This is a genomic window from Bradyrhizobium iriomotense (genome assembly GCF_030160715.1).
In the GTDB taxonomy this organism is placed as follows: domain Bacteria; phylum Pseudomonadota; class Alphaproteobacteria; order Rhizobiales; family Xanthobacteraceae; genus Bradyrhizobium; species Bradyrhizobium iriomotense.
This window is the reverse complement of record NZ_BSOW01000057.1, coordinates 1-17,182: the sequence shown is the minus strand read 5'-3', so window position 1 is coordinate 17,182 and position 17,182 is coordinate 1. Positions and strand designations below refer to the sequence as shown.

Here is a 17,182-nt window from a genome sequence, read left to right as displayed (position 1 = left end):
GCGGGGTTCCTTATCTGACGGCGCCACGGTATGGTTAACGGCGTTAACGAGACCTTGCTGCACCCCCTTCAAGACGTTACCGGACGTTGCCAAAGGGCCATCCAGAAACATCCGGAAACAAAAAACTTCGCCGCTCCCCCCGAATCTCCGACAAACAGAGCACATGGCTATTCCTTCGCCCAACATCCTTGTCGTCGAGGACGACCGCGAAACCCGGACGTTGATTGCGAAATACCTGCGCAACAACGCCTGCAACGTCACCGCCGTCAGCGACGGCCGCGAGATGACGCGCGCGATGGCCGACCATCGCGTCGACCTGATCATCCTCGACGTCATGCTGCCGGGCGAGGACGGGCTCAGCCTCTGCCGCAAGGTGCGCTCGGAGGCACAGACGCCGATCATCATGCTGACCGCGCGCGGCGAGGACGTCGACCGCATCGTCGGGCTCGAGATGGGCGCGGACGACTACCTGCCGAAGCCGTTCAACCCGCGCGAGCTCTTGGCGCGCATCAACGCGGTGCTGCGCCGGCAGGCCGCGGCGCAGGCCGCCAGCTCGATCGAAGGCGCGAGCACGCTGGCCTTCGAGGGCTGGCGCATCGACCTGCGGCTGCGCGAGCTGCGCAACCCCGAGGGCGCGCGCGTCGCGATGACGAGCGCGGAGTTCGACCTGCTCCGCACCTTCTGCGAGCGGCCCGGCCGCGTGCTGTCGCGCGACAGCCTCCTGGACCTCACGCAGGGCCGCGCCACCGGCTCGTTCGAACGCTCGATCGACGTGCTGGTCAGCCGTATCCGCCGCAAGATCGAACCCAACCCGCAGGATCCCACGCTCATCAAGACGGTGCGCTCGGGCGGCTATTTGTTCACGCCGAGGACGGAAGCGGTTGCGGCGCCCCTGAACAGCTGACCCTGGGCGGCCCGCCATGAAGCTGTTCGGGTTCTTCCATCTCAGGAGCATCGGCGGACAGATCGCCGCCCTCGTCGTGGCGTCGATCATCGCGCTTCACCTTATCCTCACCGCCAGCTTCCTGATCAGCCGGCCGGATCGCGCCGAGCCGCCGCCGGACGGCGCGCATCATCTGGCGGATGCCGCGCTGCTGCTCGGCGGCGCCGCAAGCGAGGAGCGGCCGCGACTGCTGGCCGACATCGCCCGCGCGTTCCCGAAGCTCGATCTCGAAGTGCGCGCCCCCGGTACGACCACCGTCGTCGAGGACACTGAAGGCCAGCATCTGCGCGGCATCCGCCGGCATCTCGGCCACGGCTACAGAGTGATGACGCTGCCGCCCGAGGCCGGCGAGCACAAGGTCGCCGTCGAGCTGCCCGACGGCACGGTGATTGCGGGACGCGTCGATCCGGGACCGCGTCCGCCGCGGTTCTGGGGCGGCCCGTGGATGATGACGCTGCTGTTCGCGCTGATCAGCGTCACCATGCTGGGGCTTTGGGCCGCGCATGCGCTCGCTCGCCCGCTGTCATCCTTCGCGCGCGCCGCCGAAGGTTTCAGCCTCGACGGCACCGCCGAGCCGCTGCCCGAGCGCGGGCCCGAAGAGATCCGTTCCGTCGCGCGCGCGCTCAACCGCATGCATGAGCGGATCGCGGGGCTGATGGCCGACCGCACCAGGATGCTGGCGGCGATCAGCCACGACCTGCGCACGCCGATCACGCGGCTACGCCTGCGCGCCGAGTTCATCGAGGACGAGACGCATCGCAAGCGCATGCTGATCGATCTCGACCAGATGCGCGCGATGCTGGAATCGGTGCTGTCGCTGCTGCGTAACGATCGCAAGATGGAGGCGGTGACGCTGGTCGACATCGCCAGCACGCTGCAACTGATCGCCGACCAGTTTGCCGACATGGGGCACACCGTGCACTACGACGGCCCCGCGCAGGCGACCGCCGCGGCGCGTCCCGACGACCTGCATCGCGGCATCACCAACCTCGTCGAGAACGCGGTGCGCTTCGGCGCCGAGGTCACGATCCGCCTCGACGTCGCCGGCACCAGGCTGACCATCGACGTCGAGGACGACGGTCCCGGAATTTCCGACGCGCGCAAGCAGGAGATGCTGGAGCCGTTCGTGCGCGGTGACGACGCGCGCAACATGGACGACACCACCGGCTTCGGGCTCGGCCTCTCGATCGCACGCGCGATCGCGATCGCCCATGGCGGCGAGCTGTCGCTGCATGACCGCCAGCCGAACGGCCTGATCGTGCGCATGCAGCTGCCGGTCTGGCAGCCGAACCGCCTCGCCGCGTGACGCCTCGCTTCACCTCTCCCCAACGGGGAGAGGTCGATTTGCTGCTGGCGAGGCGAAGCATCGTCCAGTGCAAATCGAGTGAGGAGGCGCAGGTCGCACGAGAACGCTGAGCCGCTCACCCGCGCCCTTCGGCGCGACCTCTCCCTGCGGGAGAGGTGGAGCAATCATGCGTGGCTCTAAAGCGCGATGAGATTGGGATGAATCGTCATCACGCTTTAGGTTGTTGTTTGCGCATGATCTGCGCGCAAACGCGTTCCGCGTTTGTCGCGAGGGAAAACCGCTACACACTTTTCCGGATCATGCTCTAGGCGGCGAGCGCGTGCTCGTGTGCCGGCTCGTCGTAGATCGCGATCGCCTCGAAGCGATAGCCGCAGGCGCGGCATTTCCAGAGGTAGGAAACCCGGCCATTGCCCGGCTCGATCCAGTCGGGGTGCGCGATCGGCGTGCCGCATTGCGCGCAAGGATTTTGCCTGGGAATTTCGCCGATGTCCGCGTGAGTCAGGTCTGATTGCATCAAATCTGATCTGGTCATGGCACGTCTCCCGCTACGTGTGTTTCTTATCTGTTGTTGGGCAGATGCGCGAATGGACAGGCCCGCTGTCGCGTGCGGCCTCAGCCTGCTGCACCTCACCTGCAGCAACCTTAACGCATGTTTAAGTCGTAAAGACGACGTCGCGGCCGAAAATTTTGACGGCGGCGTTTCGCCACATCATCGCCGTGTTCCGCAGGCCTAACGCGCGTTGGTGCAGGTCAATTGGACCGAGAGATATTCGATGAAAGCTTTATTCGTTGCTGCCGCAATCGCGGCCGGACTGTCATTGCCGCACGCGGCAGTCGCGGGCGAGGCGGAGTACGCCGAGATGGTTGCGGCGCATGCGCGCGCGAACGGCGTGCCCGAAGCGCTGGTGCATCGCGTCATCATGCGTGAGAGCCGCTACCAACCGCATCTCATCGGCCATGGCGGCACGATCGGGCTGATGCAGATCAAGCTCGCGACCGCCCGCGGGGTCGGTTACACCGGCGACGCGGCCGGCCTGCGCGATCCCGAAACCAACCTGACCTATGCCGTGAAATACCTCGCTGGCGCCTATCGCGCTGCGAACGGCGACTACGGCCGAGCCATTCATTATTATGCAGGCGGCTATTACTACGCCGCAAAGCAGCAGCGGAAGCAGATGGCACAGCAGGCCGACAGCTTTGGCAACGCCTGGCTCGAGCCGAACGGCAATCCGCAGCCGATGCTCGCCCCGCACAAGCGGCTGGCGCGAAACGTCACCAACGCAAGGGCGCAGGCCCCGAAATAGCTCGCGTGTCCCGGACGCGCTGCAGCGTGCCGGGCGATGCGAAGCACGTCCCGTACGCTGCTGCGCAGAGCCGGGACCCAGCAGTTCCCGGCTCGACATGGGCCCCGGCTCGGCGGCGCACCGCTCGCGCGCTGCGCCGCGTCCGGGGCACGATCGGGGAGACACGTTGACACACAGCGTCACTGGCATACATTAGCGCCGTTCCGAGGGGTGCTCCGAGGAGGAGCTGAGATACCGCTAAATGGGCAAGACCGCCCAGGACCGCGGTGACCCTTTGAACCTGATCCGGGTCATGCCGGCGAAGGGACAGGGATGTTGCAGACGACCAAACGACCGGATTCACCGGTTTCCATCATCGGCGCAGGCATCGCAGGGGCTTGGCAGGCACTGTTGTTCGCGCAGGCCGGCCACGCCGTCACTCTGCACGAGCGCAGTGACGAGGGCATGACGGATGCCACCAGCCACTGGGCCGGCGGCATGCTGGCGCCCTATTGCGAGGCCGAGGTCGCCGAGCCCATCATCAGCCGGCTCGGCCTGCGCTCCCTCGACCTCTGGCGGCGCGAATTGCCGGATACGCCGTTCAACGGCTCGCTGGTCGTGGCTCTCCCGCGCGAGCGCAACGATTTCGAGCGTTTTGCCAAGCTGACGGAAGGCCATCAGCGGCTCGATGCCGCCGGCCTCGCCGCGCTCGAGCCGTCGCTGGAGGGGCGCTTCCGCGAGGCGCTGTTCTTCCCGACCGAGGGCCATGTCGAGCCGCGCCGCGTGCTGCCGAAACTGCACGAGCGCATCCGCGCCGCCGGCGGCACCATCAGGTTTTCTAGCGATGTCAGCGCCAACGATCTCGACGGCATCGTGATCGATTGCCGCGGGCTCGTTGCGCGCGACGAGCAGCCAGGCCTGCGCGGCGTCAAGGGCGAGATGATCCTGATCGAGACCAGCGAGGTGCAGCTTGCGCGCCCGGTCCGGCTGATCCATCCGCGCTGGCCGCTCTATGTGATCCCGCGCGAGGCGGGCCTGTTCATGCTGGGCGCGACCTCGATCGAGGCCGAGGACACCGGCGTCAGCGTCCGCTCGGCGCTGGAGCTGCTGGGTGCGGCCTATGCCGTGCATCCGGCCTTCGGTGAAGCCCGCATCGTCGAATTCGGCTCGGGTCTTCGTCCCGCCTTCCCCGACAATCTGCCGCGCATCGGCGTTCGCGGCGACCGGATCGCCGTCAACGGGCTCTACCGCCACGGCTTCCTGATCGCCCCGGCGCTCGCCGAGCTGACGCTTAGCTACGTCGAGCGCGGCCAGATCGACAATGAGGTGATGCAATGCGCGTGATCGTGAACGGCGAGCAACGCGAGGTGAGCTCAGTGAGCGTCGACGCGCTGCTCACCGAGCTCGATTACGAAGGCACCCATTTCGCCATCGCGCTCAACTATGACGTGGTGCCGAAAAGCCGCTGGGCCGAGACGAGCCTCAAGGCCGGCGACGAGATCGAGATCATCACGCCGCGGCAGGGAGGGTGAGGATGCAGGCACACTCTTTCCCTCTGTTGTCCCGGCGAAGGCCGGGACCCATACCGCGTGATCCCACTTGGGGCGCGCGGGGAGAGACCGACCGTCACAACGTGATCCTGTGGTTATGGGTCCCGGCGTTCGCCGGGACGACGGCATCGATCGAGGAAACTCCGTCATGGTGACCTTCTACGGCAAATCCTTCCCCTCGCGCCTTCTGATCGGCAGCGCGCTCTACCCCTCGCCCGCGATCATGCAGGCCGCGATCCGCGCCTCCGGCTCGAACATCGTCACGGTGTCGCTGCGGCGCGAGGCGGCCGGCGGCAAGACCGGTGATACCTTCTGGAACCTGATCCGCGAACTCGACGTCAGCGTGCTGCCGAACACCGCCGGCTGTCGCAGCGTGCGCGAGGCGGTGACGACCGCAAAGCTCGCGCGCGAATTGTTCGGTACGCCCTGGATCAAGCTGGAAGTGATCGCCGACAACGACACGCTGCAGCCAGATGTCGTCGGCCTGGTTGAGGCCGCCACCATCCTGATCAAGGACGGCTTTGAGGTCTTCCCCTATTGCACCGAGGATCTCTCCGTCGCGAACCGGCTGGTCGATGCCGGCTGCAAGGTGGTGATGCCGTGGGCGGCGCCGATCGGCAGCGCCAAGGGAATTATCAACCGCGATGCGCTCAAGCTTTTGCGCGAGCGGCTGCCCGACATCACGCTGGTCGTCGATGCCGGCCTTGGCGCACCGAGCCACGCCGCCCACGCGCTCGAGCTCGGCTATGACGCCGTGCTGCTCAACACTGCGATCGCAAAAGCCGCCGATCCCGTCGCGATGGCCAACGCCTTCCGCCTCGGCGTCGAGGCCGGCCGCACCGCTTACGAGGCCGGGCTGATGAACGCCCGCGACTTCGCCTCCCCGTCAACCCCTGTCGTTGGGACCCCGTTCTGGCATGCCGTATCCTGATCCTTTCTACGCAGTGGTCGACAGCCTCGCCTGGGTCGAGCGCCTGGCCAAGCTCGGCGTCGGCACGATCCAGCTCCGCGCCAAGAATTTGAACGATGCGGAAGCGCTCCAGATCGTCACCGATGCGCTCGCAGTGACCGAAGGCACGCAAGCCAAGCTCGTCGTGAACGACTATTGGCGCGCGGCAATCGTCGCCGGCGCAAAGCATCTGCATCTCGGCCAGGAGGACCTGGTCGACGCCGACCTCAAGGCCATCCGCGATGCCGGCCTGACGCTCGGCATCTCGACCCATGATGACGAGGAGCTTGCAACCGCGCTCGCCGCCGAGCCCGACTATGTCGCGCTGGGGCCGATCTTCTTCACCACGCTGAAGTCGATGCGCTTCGAACCGCAGGGCATTCCAAAAATCACCGAATGGAAAAAGCGCATCGGCAGCATCCCGCTGGTTGCGATCGGCGGCATCAAGTTCGAGCACGCCGCGGAGATCTTTGCCGCAGGCGCCGATTCCATCGCCGTCGTTTCCGACGTCACCCAGAACGCCGACCCCGACGCGCGGGTGCGACAGTGGCTCGGGCTAGCCAAGGAGGCGGCGTGATGCCTCTCACTATCCGTCATTGCGAGCGAAGCGAAGCAATCCAGAATCCCTCCGCGGAGACAGTATGGATTGCTTCGTCGCAAGTGCTCCTCGCAATGACGGAAAAACACTCGCCGTCATCGCCCGGCTTGACCGGGCGATCCAGTACGCCGCGGCCTCTCCGTATCACGGCACGGCCTCTGGAATACCGGATCCCCGCTGGAGCCTGTCACCGGGCTCGCCGAAGGCGAGACCCGGTGGCGGGGATGACAGCGGTACTTGTTTCTCGCGCAGCGATGCCAACGAATTAGAAGGAGGACCCCATGAACATCCGCTCCAATCCCGAAAAGACCGTCCCCGCCGTCACCACCGGCCCGCTGCCGTCCTCGCGAAAAATCTTTGCGTCCCCGGAGGCCGCGCCCGATCTGCGCGTGCCCTTGCGCGAGATCATCCTCTCCGAGGGCGCGGGCGAGCCGAACCTGCCGGTCTACGACACGTCCGGCCCCTACACCGATCCGTCCGTGACGATCGACGTCAACGCGGGCCTTGCCCGCAACCGCAAGGCCTGGGTGCTCGAGCGCGGCGGCGTCGAGGAATATGAGGGCCGCACGATCAAGCCGGAGGACAATGGCAGCGTCTCGGCCGACAAGGCCGCGCGCGCGTTCAGCGCTTACCACAAGCCGCTGCGCGGCCTCGACGGCCACAAGATTACGCAGCTCGAATTCGCCCGCGCCGGCATCGTCACCAAGGAGATGATCTACGTCGCCGCGCGCGAAAATCTCGGCCGCAAGCAGCAGCTCGAGCGCGCCGAGCAGGCGCTCGCTGACGGCGAAAGCTTCGGCGCGTCCGTGCCAGCCTTCATCACGCCGGAGTTCGTCCGCTCCGAGATCGCACGCGGCCGCGCCATCATTCCGAGCAACATCAACCACTCAGAGCTCGAGCCGATGATCATCGGCCGCAACTTCCTCACCAAGATCAACGCCAATATCGGCAACTCGGCGGTGACCTCGTCGGTCGAGGAGGAGGTCGAGAAGATGGTGTGGGCGATCCGCTGGGGCGCCGACACCGTGATGGACCTTTCGACGGGCCGCAACATCCACACCACCCGCGAATGGATCTTGCGCAACGCGCCGGTGCCGATCGGCACGGTGCCGATCTACCAGGCGCTGGAGAAGTGCGACGGCGATCCGGTCAAGCTGACCTGGGAGCTCTACAAGGACACGCTGATCGAGCAGTGCGAGCAGGGCGTCGATTACTTCACCATCCACGCCGGCGTGCGCCTGCAATACATCCACCTCACCGCCAACCGCGTCACCGGCATCGTGTCGCGCGGCGGCTCGATCATGGCGAAGTGGTGCCTGGCGCATCACAAGGAGAGCTTCCTCTACACCCATTTCGACGAGATCTGCGACCTCATGCGCAAGTATGACGTCTCGTTCTCGCTCGGCGACGGCCTGCGTCCGGGCTCGATTGCTGACGCCAACGACCGCGCGCAGTTCGCCGAGCTCGAGACGCTCGGCGAGCTCACCAAGATCGCCTGGGACAAGGGCTGCCAGGTCATGATCGAAGGTCCCGGCCACGTGCCGATGCACAAGATCAAGATCAACATGGACAAGCAGCTCAAGGAATGCGGCGAAGCGCCGTTCTACACGCTCGGGCCGCTGACCACCGACATCGCGCCGGGCTATGACCACATCACCTCGGGCATCGGCGCCGCCATGATCGGCTGGTTCGGCTGCGCCATGCTCTGCTACGTGACGCCGAAGGAGCATCTCGGCCTGCCCGACCGCAACGACGTCAAGACCGGCGTCATCACCTACAAGATCGCGGCGCACGCCAGCGACCTCGCCAAGGGGCACCCGGCGGCCCAGCTTCGCGACGACGCGCTCTCAAGGGCCCGCTTCGACTTCCGCTGGACCGACCAGTTCAACCTCGGCCTCGATCCGGACACCGCCAAGAGCTTCCACGACGAGACCCTGCCGAAGGAAGCCCACAAGGTCGCCCATTTCTGCTCGATGTGCGGCCCAAAGTTCTGCTCGATGAAGATCACGCAGGACGTCCGCGACTACGCGGCGACGCTGAACGACCCGAACTCGGTCGGCATGTCGATGGCCGGCACTATCGAGGACGGCATGGCCAAGATGAGCGAGAAGTTCAAGGAGATGGGCTCAAGCGTGTATCTCGATGCGGAGAAAGTGAAGGAGAGCAATCGGGCGTTGTGACCTCTCCGCTCGTCATGCCAGGGCTTGACCCGGGCATCCATTAGGAAAGAACAAGAGCCGGGCGAAAGCCCGGCTCTCTGTTTAACGCCTGCGGAGAAGGACCCAAGCGATTGCGACCGCAGCCTCAGCTCAACGAAGCCAATTCACGCGCGAGATTATCGCGGGCGCGCCGATCATATTTTGCAGCGAAGCCGGCATCGGGATAGATGATCGGGCGAGCGGCGAACTGACGCAACACCCGGGCACGGCCGGCGCGATAATCGGCATCGCGGACATGGATGAATTCCTGCCTGATCGCTGCCGCATAGGCATCGTAGCGCGCTGGCTCCGCGGCCAGGATGCTGAGGTCGATCGAGATCAGGATCGCGCCGAGGCGATCATCCGCTTGAATCTCGTGCGTCTTGGTGAGGCGGATCAAGCGGCCCACCTCGTGGCTGATATCGTCGCGGACGTGCCGTTCGGCCAGTTGCGCGCTGATCTCTTCATTGTCCGATCGGGTCGGATCGTAGACAACGTCGTGCCACCAGATCGCCTCCGACAAGATCTCGCGCTCGCGCGCTGAAAGCTCTTCCACCCGCGCGAGCGCAGCGAGACAATCCTCGATGTGCGAGAGATTGTGATAGTAGCGGCCGGGTGCCGCATAGGCCGCAGCCAATTCTTCGCGGTTCATCGGCAAGGTATAGGACGCGAAGGGCAGAAATGGTAGCCGTCGGTCCGAGCAGCCGGACGAACGGTTCGCCCACCCCATGCAGGTTCATTGGCCCGTTCGATGTCCGATAGCGATCCGCACCGCCTCCCCGACCAACTCCGCGACAACCTCCGTCTCGTCTTCGTCGGCACCGCCGCCAGTACGCGCTCGGCCGCCCTCGGCCACTACTACGCTCATCCCGGCAACCGCTTCTGGCGCGCAATCCATGAGGCCGGCATCACGCCACGCCGCTATCAGCCGGGCGAGTTCGCCGCGCTGCTCGAGCTCGGGATCGGCTTCACCGATCTGTCCAAGTCGGGCGCCGGGATGGATCACCAGATTCCGGCTCAATCGATCGATGTGTCGGGATTCAAGGCCAAGATCGAGAAGTATCGTCCGAAGACGATTGCCTTCACCAGCAAGAAAGCCGCGAGCCTGTTCTACGGAAAACCAATGATCTCGCTGGGAAGGCAACAGACTGACGGGCAATTTCCTGATGTGTTCGTGCTCGCCTCCCCGTCCGGCGCCGCGTCCGGCCATTGGACGTTGCAGCCCTGGCGCGAGCTTGCGGCATGGATCGCCCGCGCGTCCTAGGCGAACGTGCCCCGGATCCGGTGCGCTCTCGTGTCCCGGGCAAGCGCAGCGCAGACCCGGGACCCAGAAGCTCAGGCGCGGACGCGGGATGGGCCCCGGCTCTGCAGCGCATCACGCCGCGAAGAGCGACGCGCTGCGCTGCGTCCGGGGCACGGGCACCTGTCTCACCCCGCATACGCCTTATCCAGATCCGCAATCACGATCTTCTTCATCCCCATCATCGCCTGCATGACGCGGTTCGCCTTGGTCCGGTCGGAGTCGCCGAGGTAGCGGCCGAGCGCTGATGGGATCACCTGCCAGGACAGGCCGAACTTGTCCTTGAGCCAGCCGCACCTGGATTCTTCACCGCCGTCCGCGGTGAGACGGCTCCAGAAATAGTCGACCTGCTCCTGGGTCTCGACGCTGATGAAGAACGACACCGCCTCGTTGAAGCGGTATTGCGGCCCGCCATTGAGGGCGTTGAAGCGCTGGCCTTCCAGCTCAAACACCGCCATGAAGTCGCTGACGGTCTCGACCTTGGCGTTGGGAAACACCGATTTGTAGAAAGCGACGGCCTCGGGGACGTTGTTGTCGAACCAGAGAAACGGCGTGATGGAGGTCATGTTTCGGGTATCCTCGGGTTTGGGATGGGACGGACAGGCGCGGGCCTACTCCTAGGACGAACAGGAAGGCGGGCATCCGACAGGCAGGGCATCATTTTCTTGGCTATCCTGTATGATGGGCCCAGAGTTGCCCAGTTGAGGAGCCCGCCGCATGCTGACCCTCTATTCCTACCCACAACTCTTCGGCGTCGCCGACAACAACGGCTACGGCCTGAAAGTCTACGCCTTCCTGAAGCTCGCTGGCGTGCCGTTCGTGCATGAGCACGTGTTCGATGCCTCGGCCGCGCCGCGCGGGCAACTGCCGTATGTGGTCGACGACGGCGAGACAATCGGCGACAGCGAGACGATCATCGCGCACGCGATCACGAAATATCGCCTGACGATCGATGCTGCGCTGTCACGGGACGCGCGCCGGACCAATCTTCTCGTCACGCGCATGCTCGACGATCTCTACTGGGTGATGTCGTATTCGCGCTGGAAGGACGACCGCTATTGTCCAGCGTTTTGCAGTGCCTTCATGGCGCAGCATCCGCAGATCAATGCCGAGGGGCTGGAGAAGGCAAAGGCCTACAACGCGCAGCGCTATTATTTCCAGGGCATCGGCCGCTACACGCCCGAGCAGGCCTACGCGCGGGGGCTCGCCGACCTGAAGGTGCTGGCCGAGATCGTGCCTGCGCAGGGTTACGTCCATGGCGCGGCGCCGACCAGCGTCGATGCCGGCATCTACGGCTTCATTGCGAATATCTACTTCTTTCCGATCCCGACGCCGCTGAAGGCATTCGTCGATGCTCACAAGAATCTCGTCGCGCATTGCGAGGCGATCCATAAGGCGATCGGCGGTTAGTGGCCGAACGTAGCCCGGATGAGCGACTTGTCCGCCGTAGCTCGAAGAGCGAAGGCAGAAGCGACATCCGGGGCTCAGAGCCGACCCGCATGTCGCTGACGCTCATGCGGGCTACGAGGCCAGCGCACTCAGGCTACCGCATCGTGATCGCAAGGCCGCTGAGGTCCGCGTTCGCCATCAGGCCGACTTGCGTGCCGGACAATTCCAGTACGGCGCCCTTCTGGTTGGTGAGCACGATGGCGCGGGCGCCGGCACCGACTGCAAGGCCGGCACCGGCGGCGCCGTAGACGCCGGCGACGTCGGAGGGACGGAAGATGTTCGAGACGCGGCCGCGCAGAATGGTCCTGGAGCCGCCGAACACGAGGCCGTAGTCGAGCCCGCCGGTCGAGAGCGGATAGGAGCGGCCACGGAAGTTGAGGACGCCCGAACCACCCGAGCCGCCGATGATCCAGCCCGCCTTGTAGATCGTCAGCGTCACGAAGCCGCTGTCGGCCTGCGCGGTCGTGGACAGGCCGGCGAAGGCGATGACGGCGACGAGCGCGGCGCGCAAGGTGGATGCGAACTTCATGAGGCGGCTCCGGACATGGTTGGCAGGGAAAGCGAATCAGGACGCGAGACTCTACCCGATGGATCGCGGCGGCAAGATGTTCGGGGGGAGCACGCGTCCCATGTCCCGCGTGCGGGGACAGGGGAAGGATGAAGCGCCATGATGACATTTTGCCGAGGATTTGCCCGACGTGTCAAGCTATTTCGTAAAATCCGCAAGCCTCACGCCGGCAGTCGTCGACTCCTTTGCATGGGGTCGTTTTCGATATTTTTGTCGGAGCGGGGTTTGCGGGTCGTCTTTCCCGGCGATCGGGCGCGGCGAATGCGGTTGCAACCCTCCGGCATGTCGCTACGCTCATGCGGGCGACGCCACCGTCCAAGATCCGAGGTGACCCATGCCGATCCAGCATTTTGCACCGCCGCCGCACGTCAAGGCGCCGCCGCTGTCGTTCGCCACCCGCGTCGGCGACCTCCTGTTCATCTCGGGGATTCCCGGCTTCGACGCCCATGGCGCCTTGCCCGAGGGCTTCGAGGCGCAGTTCGCCAACGTCGTCATCAACATCAAGCGGGTGCTGACGGAAGCGGGCGCGACGACGCACGATCTCGCCAAGGTCAACGTGCTCCTCACACGCGCCGCCGACGTCGCCGCGATGAACGCGCTCTATGCCGGCGCGTTCGGACCGCCGCCCTATCCGGCGCGCACCACCTGCGTCGTGCACGCGCTGCCCGACCCGAGGATGCTGATCGAGATCGAGGCGGTGGCGTCGCTGGCGAAGTGAGGCTGCGGACGCCGACGCCTCCACGCCGTCATTGCGAGCGAAGCGAAGCAATCCAGGCTGCCGCCGTGGAAAGATTCTGGATTGCTTCGCTGCGCTCGCAATGACGAGAATGTTGCAGCGATATGTTTCCACGCGACGGCCTTAGGCCTCTGCACCATCCCGGTCCCCCGCCCCCGCAACTGACATATGCGTGAACGGCGGCGGCATCGGCTTGCAACGAGCCCGCTTTTGCCGCACGAGACTTGCGGACTTCACGCGTCAACAAGGGGATATTTTCAATGCGTCGCGTTCTCTCTGTTTGTGCCGTCGCCGGCATCGCCTCATCGGTCTTTGCCGTGCCGGCGTCCGCCAAGGTCGGCTATTACGTGATCCGCTGGGACAACACCGGCATCTGCCAGATCTGGAATGAGGACCTCCGCTACAAGCCGACGGAATGGCCGTCGACCTACAAGGTGGTCAGCAAGTCGTTGCCGACGTTCACGGCTGCCAATGACGTGCAGCTCAAGCTGCGGGCCGAGCGCCGCTGCACGCTGTAAGCGGACAACAGAGATCATCGATTGTTAAGGGGCGGATGCGCGAGAGCGTCATCCGCCTTTTCGTTGCGACCTCGTTAACCCTCATCTCCAGCCAAATTCCTGCATTTTCCAACCGCCCGGCTTGAACCTGTTTCGCCTGGGGAACTACTCACCTGTTGTCCGGGCCGGATCCTCCAGCGGCCCGCGCCACGCCTCCCCGGACATTGTCGGGAGGAGCATCACATCTTTCATTTGAGGAGCTATCCATGCGTCGTTTTTCCATGCTGTGTGCCGCCGTCGGTGTCGCTGCTGCCGCGTTCGTCGCGACGAGCCCCGCTGAGGCCGCCGGCTATCACCTGATTTGCTGGCAGAACACCGGCATCTGCCAGATCTGGGACGAGAGCATTCCGACCACACCGTGGCCGTCCGACTTTCATCGCGTCAGCCACTCCGTTCCAACCTTCGTCGACGCGCTCGCCCTGAAGGACCATGCGCTGAAGAAGGGTCACTGCACCCTCTAAGCTTCGTCGATCGACGGATCTTTTGAGAAGCCGGGCAAGGGCGCGAGCCGCGTCCTTGCCCGTTCGCATTTTGACAGGGGACAGCTCGATGCGCACTGCAATGACGAAGGCTGTGGCTCTCGGTCTGTCGCTTCTCGGTCTGGCGATGCCGGCGCGGGCGCAAGCCCCGCAATCCTTCCGCGTGATCTCGCCGATCTTCAGCCAACTCGTCAGCTTTGCGATGCCGTCGAATTTTTCCGCAGTGTTCGAGAACACCAAGGGCGGCCACTACATCCGCGAGGCCGTGTTGAAGGGCGAGAGCGCGCAGGCCTGGACGCAGATGATCACGGTGACCGGCGAGAAAGGCGTCGCCGGCAATCCAGGTCTCACACCGGAACGATTCGCCGGCAACATCGCCGGCGGCTTCAAATCCGCCTGCCCCGAGAACTTTGGCGCGAAGGCGCTCGGCACCACGAAATTCGGCGGCTCCGATGCCTTCATCGCCGTGATCGGATGCGGCAGCGTCGACACCGGCCCTGCGCGCCATAGCGAAACCGCGCTTCTGATCACGCTGAAGGGCGACGCCGACTACTACACCATTCAATGGGCCGAGCGAGGCCTCGCCGCCGACAAGCCGCCGCTCGATGACGAGAAATGGCCGGCGCGCCTGCGCGAACTGCGTCCGATCGACCTCTGCCCAATCGTCCCGGGCGAGAAGGCGCCCTATCCGAGCTGCGTGAACAGAAGCTAGAGCCTTACGCGTCCTTGTGCGCGCCGGGGTGGATCAAGACGTCGCGTGCGGCGGCGAGGTCGAGGAAGGCCTGCTCGCTGCCGCCGCGATCGGGATGCATGGTCTTGGCGAGGCGGCGATAGGCCTGGTGGATGTCGTCGCAGGTGAGCTGCACCGCGAGCGGCAGGCCGAGCGTGCGGCGCGCGCGTTCTTCGTTGGTCAGCTTCTTCGGCAGCGCGTTGCGGCGGCCGAAGCGCGGCGCGGTCAGGCCGTGAATCACCTCGAGCACGACACCGAGCCGGCGCTGCGCCGCAACCGTGATGTCATGGGCTTCGCTGTCATGGGCGGCCTGACGCAGGATCGGGATCGCCTGCTCGGCGGCCTGGCGCAGCGTCGTGTCGGTGCTTGCGCGCGCGATCTCGGCCGCAAGCCGGCCCGCCTCGTCCCAGTCGACGGTGTGGGCGGTCCGCAAGCGTTCGAGGGTCAGCTTCCAGGATTCAATCCGGTCCATCATGCGCGCAACATCTAGCAACGAAAGCCAGTATGCCAAGCGCGGCGTTTCCGACGTCTTAATTTCGGGTTAGCCTTTCGCGAAACTTCGACATGAATCCGGCGCGAATTTCCCCCAACTTGCCGGCCCGGCCCGGTCCATGCACCTTGTCCGATTTGCACGGCAACCAAAACGGGATGACAGCAACGCGCAAAGCTGGCTTGGCGTTTCGTTTGGTTCGGTTTTGAATTAGCTTGTCGGCAACGCCAAAAAAACAACCGAGGAAGCGCCATGTCCCTGCTCGCCACCCACATCGCAGTCATCACCGGCGCAGGCTCCGGCATCGGCCGCGCGATCGCGACAGGCTATGCGCGCGAAGGGGCGCGCGTCGTGCTGTTCGACATCAATGCGGACACGGCCGCCGAGACTGCGGACATGATCCGCAGCGCCGGCGGAACCGCCGACAGCTTTGCCCTCGACGTCGCCAGCCGCGACGCCTGCTTTGCGCTGGCCAGGGAGGTCGCGGAAAAGATCGGGCAGGTCTCGATCCTCGTCAACAATGCCGGCATCACCCGCCGCAATCCCTTCACCGCGGACACCGAGGCGGTCGCCAAGGACTGGCAGGACATCATCTCGCTCAACCTCAACGGCGTCTTCAACATGACGCAGGCTTATCTGGCGCCGTTGCGGGCGACGAAGGGCCGCATCGTCAATATCGGCTCGATCCAGTCGTTCATGCATCTGCGCACGCCGAGCTCGGCCGCCTACACCACCTCCAAGCACGGCGTGCTCGGCTTCACCAAGGCGCTCGCCGCCGAGCTCGGCAAGGAAGGCGTCCGCGTCAACGCAATCGGCCCGGGCTTCATCGAGACCAACCTCAACGCGACTGCGCGCGCCACCAATCCCGCGCTGGTGCAGACCTTCCTCGATCACACGCCGCTCGGCCGCAGCGGCAAGCCCGAGGACATCGTCGGACCGGCGCTCTTCCTCGCGTCGGATCTGTCGGCTTACGTCACCGGCTCGATCGTGATGGTGGACGGCGGCTACAGAACGGTTTGATCGGGCTAGGCAGCCTGTGCCAATGGCGGCCGCTTTACGGCTATCCCAAGGTCATCTTGGTGCATTCGGCCGCCGTTAACCATCTGTTAACCAAACCCGCCCACCGTAGAAATACGGCTTGGGGGTCGTTTGTTCTCGATCCGCTTTCAACGATGGAAGCGGGCGTTGATCGGGAGGTGTGTTGATGACCATTGTTCACTCTGCTGCGTCCGCGTCGGCTACGCAGTTTCTTGCCCCCCATGAAATCGTTCCGCTTCTGATCGGCGCGACTGTCGGCGAGATCGAGCGCGAGCTCGTGCTCCAGACGCTCGCCCGCTGCGACGGCAACCGCACGCGCGCCGCACGCGTGCTCGGCCTCTCCGTGCGTACGCTGCGCAACAAGATCCGGATCTACGCGGCCGAAGGCATCGACGTGCCCGCCTATCACGACTAGAGCGTGAGGCGGCGGCGCCAACATCCTCGCAGCGCCACGCCGAGCGTGATCGACAGCGACAGGATCGCGACCCAGGCCGCGGTCAGCTCGATCGCGCGCAGCAGGAACGCGGTCATGATTGCCCACGAGGCTTGCGGCTCCTCGGCAAAGGCGATCGGCACGATGCCCGGGACGAGAACATGACCGATGCCGACCGCGATGGTGAAAACCAACGTGGCCAGCCAGAAGATCTTCCATCCCGCGCTCATCGTCGGCTCCGCTTGCACGTGATCTGCACGCGCCAGATCTGCACGCGCCAAGCAATGGCACGGCGGCCCGTGCCGCCGATTGATGTTGATCAAGGGCCGCAAAAGAGGCGCCGCAATTGCTGCTGTCGTGAAACGCCGCTAACTAACGAGCGTCCGGGACAGGAGCAGTAGCGTGGCAGACGATCAGGGACGACGACAGGGACCTCCGGGTCCGCGTGGGCGGCAGGGCGAGCCGGGACGGCCGGGCCCGCAGGGACATCCGGGACGACGCGGCCCGGACGGCACGCGCGGCAAGCCGGGCCCGGTCGGGAAGGCCGGAGCGCAGGGCAAGCCGGGTGCGCAAGG

At 65.1% G+C, this 17,182-nt stretch carries 23 protein-coding genes and 1 riboswitch; of the genes, 17 read left to right on the top strand and 6 right to left on the bottom strand.

The features are described 5' to 3' along the window. Window positions 1–163 precede the first annotated feature (163 nt). Together QQL28_RS43100 and QQL28_RS43095 are read left to right on the top strand one after the other, a co-directional pair. Complete coding sequence (locus tag QQL28_RS43100) at window positions 164–904, top strand: response regulator (RefSeq protein ID WP_284275594.1); 741 nt, start codon at window positions 164–166, stop codon at window positions 902–904. Window positions 905–920: 16 nt separating this feature from the next. After that, window positions 921–2,249 carry an ATP-binding protein gene (locus tag QQL28_RS43095; RefSeq protein WP_284275593.1) on the top strand — a complete coding sequence of 443 codons (1,329 nt, stop codon included), beginning with the start codon at window positions 921–923 and terminating at the stop codon, window positions 2,247–2,249. A 304-nt stretch (window positions 2,250–2,553) separates the two neighbouring features. Here QQL28_RS43095 and QQL28_RS43090 read toward each other — a convergent pair whose 3' ends face one another. Then, complete coding sequence (locus QQL28_RS43090) at window positions 2,554–2,781, bottom strand: hypothetical protein (protein ID WP_284275591.1); 228 nt, start codon at window positions 2,779–2,781, stop codon at window positions 2,554–2,556. Between the two features lie 241 nt (window positions 2,782–3,022). On the opposite strand from QQL28_RS43090, the gene QQL28_RS43085 reads away from it, so the two are divergent. From QQL28_RS43085 to thiC, 6 genes are all read left to right on the top strand, one after another. Then, on the top strand, window positions 3,023–3,553 hold the full coding sequence (locus QQL28_RS43085; RefSeq protein WP_284275590.1) for a transglycosylase SLT domain-containing protein: 531 nt from the start codon (window positions 3,023–3,025) through the stop codon (window positions 3,551–3,553). 196 nt (window positions 3,554–3,749) lie between these two features. Beyond that, window positions 3,750–3,878, top strand: a riboswitch (TPP riboswitch). Continuing rightward, window positions 3,866–4,876, top strand: coding sequence for an FAD-dependent oxidoreductase (locus tag QQL28_RS43080; RefSeq protein ID WP_284275589.1), 1,011 nt, complete (start codon window positions 3,866–3,868; stop codon window positions 4,874–4,876). It overlaps the preceding riboswitch by 13 nt. Then, window positions 4,867–5,064 carry a sulfur carrier protein ThiS gene (gene thiS, locus QQL28_RS43075; protein ID WP_284275588.1) on the top strand — a complete coding sequence of 66 codons (198 nt, stop codon included), beginning with the start codon at window positions 4,867–4,869 and terminating at the stop codon, window positions 5,062–5,064. The genes QQL28_RS43080 and thiS overlap by 10 nt, the downstream gene beginning before the upstream one ends. 166 nt (window positions 5,065–5,230) lie before the next feature. Then, complete coding sequence (locus QQL28_RS43070) at window positions 5,231–6,013, top strand: thiazole synthase (RefSeq protein ID WP_284275587.1); 783 nt, start codon at window positions 5,231–5,233, stop codon at window positions 6,011–6,013. Then, entirely contained in the window at window positions 6,000–6,608 is a 609-nt protein-coding gene (locus QQL28_RS43065; protein WP_284275586.1) for a thiamine phosphate synthase, read from the top strand. The genes QQL28_RS43070 and QQL28_RS43065 overlap by 14 nt, the downstream gene beginning before the upstream one ends. Before the next feature lie 302 nt (window positions 6,609–6,910). After that, window positions 6,911–8,809, top strand: coding sequence for a phosphomethylpyrimidine synthase ThiC (gene thiC / locus QQL28_RS43060; RefSeq protein ID WP_284275585.1), 1,899 nt, complete (start codon window positions 6,911–6,913; stop codon window positions 8,807–8,809). Window positions 8,810–8,933: 124 nt separating this feature from the next. On the opposite strand, the gene QQL28_RS43055 is transcribed toward thiC, so the two are convergent. After that, entirely contained in the window at window positions 8,934–9,557 is a 624-nt protein-coding gene (locus tag QQL28_RS43055; RefSeq protein ID WP_348522563.1) for an HD domain-containing protein, read from the bottom strand. Window positions 9,558–9,578: 21 nt separating this feature from the next. Between QQL28_RS43055 and QQL28_RS43050 the strand changes: the two genes are divergently transcribed. Beyond that, entirely contained in the window at window positions 9,579–10,091 is a 513-nt protein-coding gene (locus tag QQL28_RS43050) for a mismatch-specific DNA-glycosylase (protein ID WP_284275584.1), read from the top strand. A 164-nt stretch (window positions 10,092–10,255) separates the two neighbouring features. Here the strand turns inward: QQL28_RS43050 and QQL28_RS43045 are convergent, their stop codons facing one another. Then, window positions 10,256–10,693, bottom strand: coding sequence for a VOC family protein (locus QQL28_RS43045; RefSeq protein ID WP_284275583.1), 438 nt, complete (start codon window positions 10,691–10,693; stop codon window positions 10,256–10,258). A 151-nt stretch (window positions 10,694–10,844) separates the two neighbouring features. Here QQL28_RS43045 and QQL28_RS43040 point away from each other — a divergent pair, with 151 nt between their 5' ends. Then, window positions 10,845–11,537, top strand: coding sequence for a glutathione S-transferase family protein (locus tag QQL28_RS43040; RefSeq protein ID WP_284275582.1), 693 nt, complete (start codon window positions 10,845–10,847; stop codon window positions 11,535–11,537). 133 nt (window positions 11,538–11,670) lie between these two features. Here QQL28_RS43040 and QQL28_RS43035 read toward each other — a convergent pair whose 3' ends face one another. Then, window positions 11,671–12,105: a hypothetical protein gene (locus QQL28_RS43035; protein WP_284275580.1), complete on the bottom strand. Its 435-nt coding sequence runs from the start codon at window positions 12,103–12,105 to the stop codon at window positions 11,671–11,673. Window positions 12,106–12,478: 373 nt separating this feature from the next. Here QQL28_RS43035 and QQL28_RS43030 point away from each other — a divergent pair, with 373 nt between their 5' ends. The 4 genes from QQL28_RS43030 to QQL28_RS43015 all read left to right on the top strand — a co-directional run bounded on the left by QQL28_RS43030 (window position 12,479) and on the right by QQL28_RS43015 (window position 14,628). Continuing rightward, entirely contained in the window at window positions 12,479–12,862 is a 384-nt protein-coding gene (locus QQL28_RS43030; RefSeq protein ID WP_284275579.1) for a RidA family protein, read from the top strand. 278 nt (window positions 12,863–13,140) lie between these two features. Next, a complete protein-coding gene (locus QQL28_RS43025; RefSeq protein ID WP_284275578.1) occupies window positions 13,141–13,398 on the top strand; it encodes a hypothetical protein in 258 nt (85 codons plus the stop codon). Between the two features lie 245 nt (window positions 13,399–13,643). Then, window positions 13,644–13,898: a hypothetical protein gene (locus QQL28_RS43020; RefSeq protein WP_284275576.1), complete on the top strand. Its 255-nt coding sequence runs from the start codon at window positions 13,644–13,646 to the stop codon at window positions 13,896–13,898. A gap of 88 nt (window positions 13,899–13,986) precedes the next feature. Then, window positions 13,987–14,628, top strand: coding sequence for a hypothetical protein (locus tag QQL28_RS43015; protein ID WP_284275574.1), 642 nt, complete (start codon window positions 13,987–13,989; stop codon window positions 14,626–14,628). Between the two features lie 4 nt (window positions 14,629–14,632). Here QQL28_RS43015 and QQL28_RS43010 read toward each other — a convergent pair whose 3' ends face one another. Beyond that, window positions 14,633–15,121 (bottom strand): J domain-containing protein, encoded by a 489-nt coding sequence (locus QQL28_RS43010; RefSeq protein WP_284275572.1) that lies wholly within the window; start codon window positions 15,119–15,121, stop codon window positions 14,633–14,635. A gap of 267 nt (window positions 15,122–15,388) precedes the next feature. On the opposite strand from QQL28_RS43010, the gene QQL28_RS43005 reads away from it, so the two are divergent. Continuing rightward, entirely contained in the window at window positions 15,389–16,156 is a 768-nt protein-coding gene (locus QQL28_RS43005) for an SDR family NAD(P)-dependent oxidoreductase (protein ID WP_284275570.1), read from the top strand. Between the two features lie 184 nt (window positions 16,157–16,340). Next, window positions 16,341–16,589 (top strand): helix-turn-helix domain-containing protein, encoded by a 249-nt coding sequence (locus QQL28_RS43000; RefSeq protein WP_284275569.1) that lies wholly within the window; start codon window positions 16,341–16,343, stop codon window positions 16,587–16,589. On the opposite strand, the gene QQL28_RS42995 is transcribed toward QQL28_RS43000, so the two are convergent. After that, window positions 16,586–16,837: a hypothetical protein gene (locus QQL28_RS42995; RefSeq protein WP_284275568.1), complete on the bottom strand. Its 252-nt coding sequence runs from the start codon at window positions 16,835–16,837 to the stop codon at window positions 16,586–16,588. The genes QQL28_RS43000 and QQL28_RS42995 overlap by 4 nt on opposite strands. A gap of 172 nt (window positions 16,838–17,009) precedes the next feature. Between QQL28_RS42995 and QQL28_RS42990 the strand changes: the two genes are divergently transcribed. Next, on the top strand, window positions 17,010–17,182 hold a 173-nt coding region (locus QQL28_RS42990; protein WP_284275622.1), incomplete at its 3' end, for a collagen-like triple helix repeat-containing protein.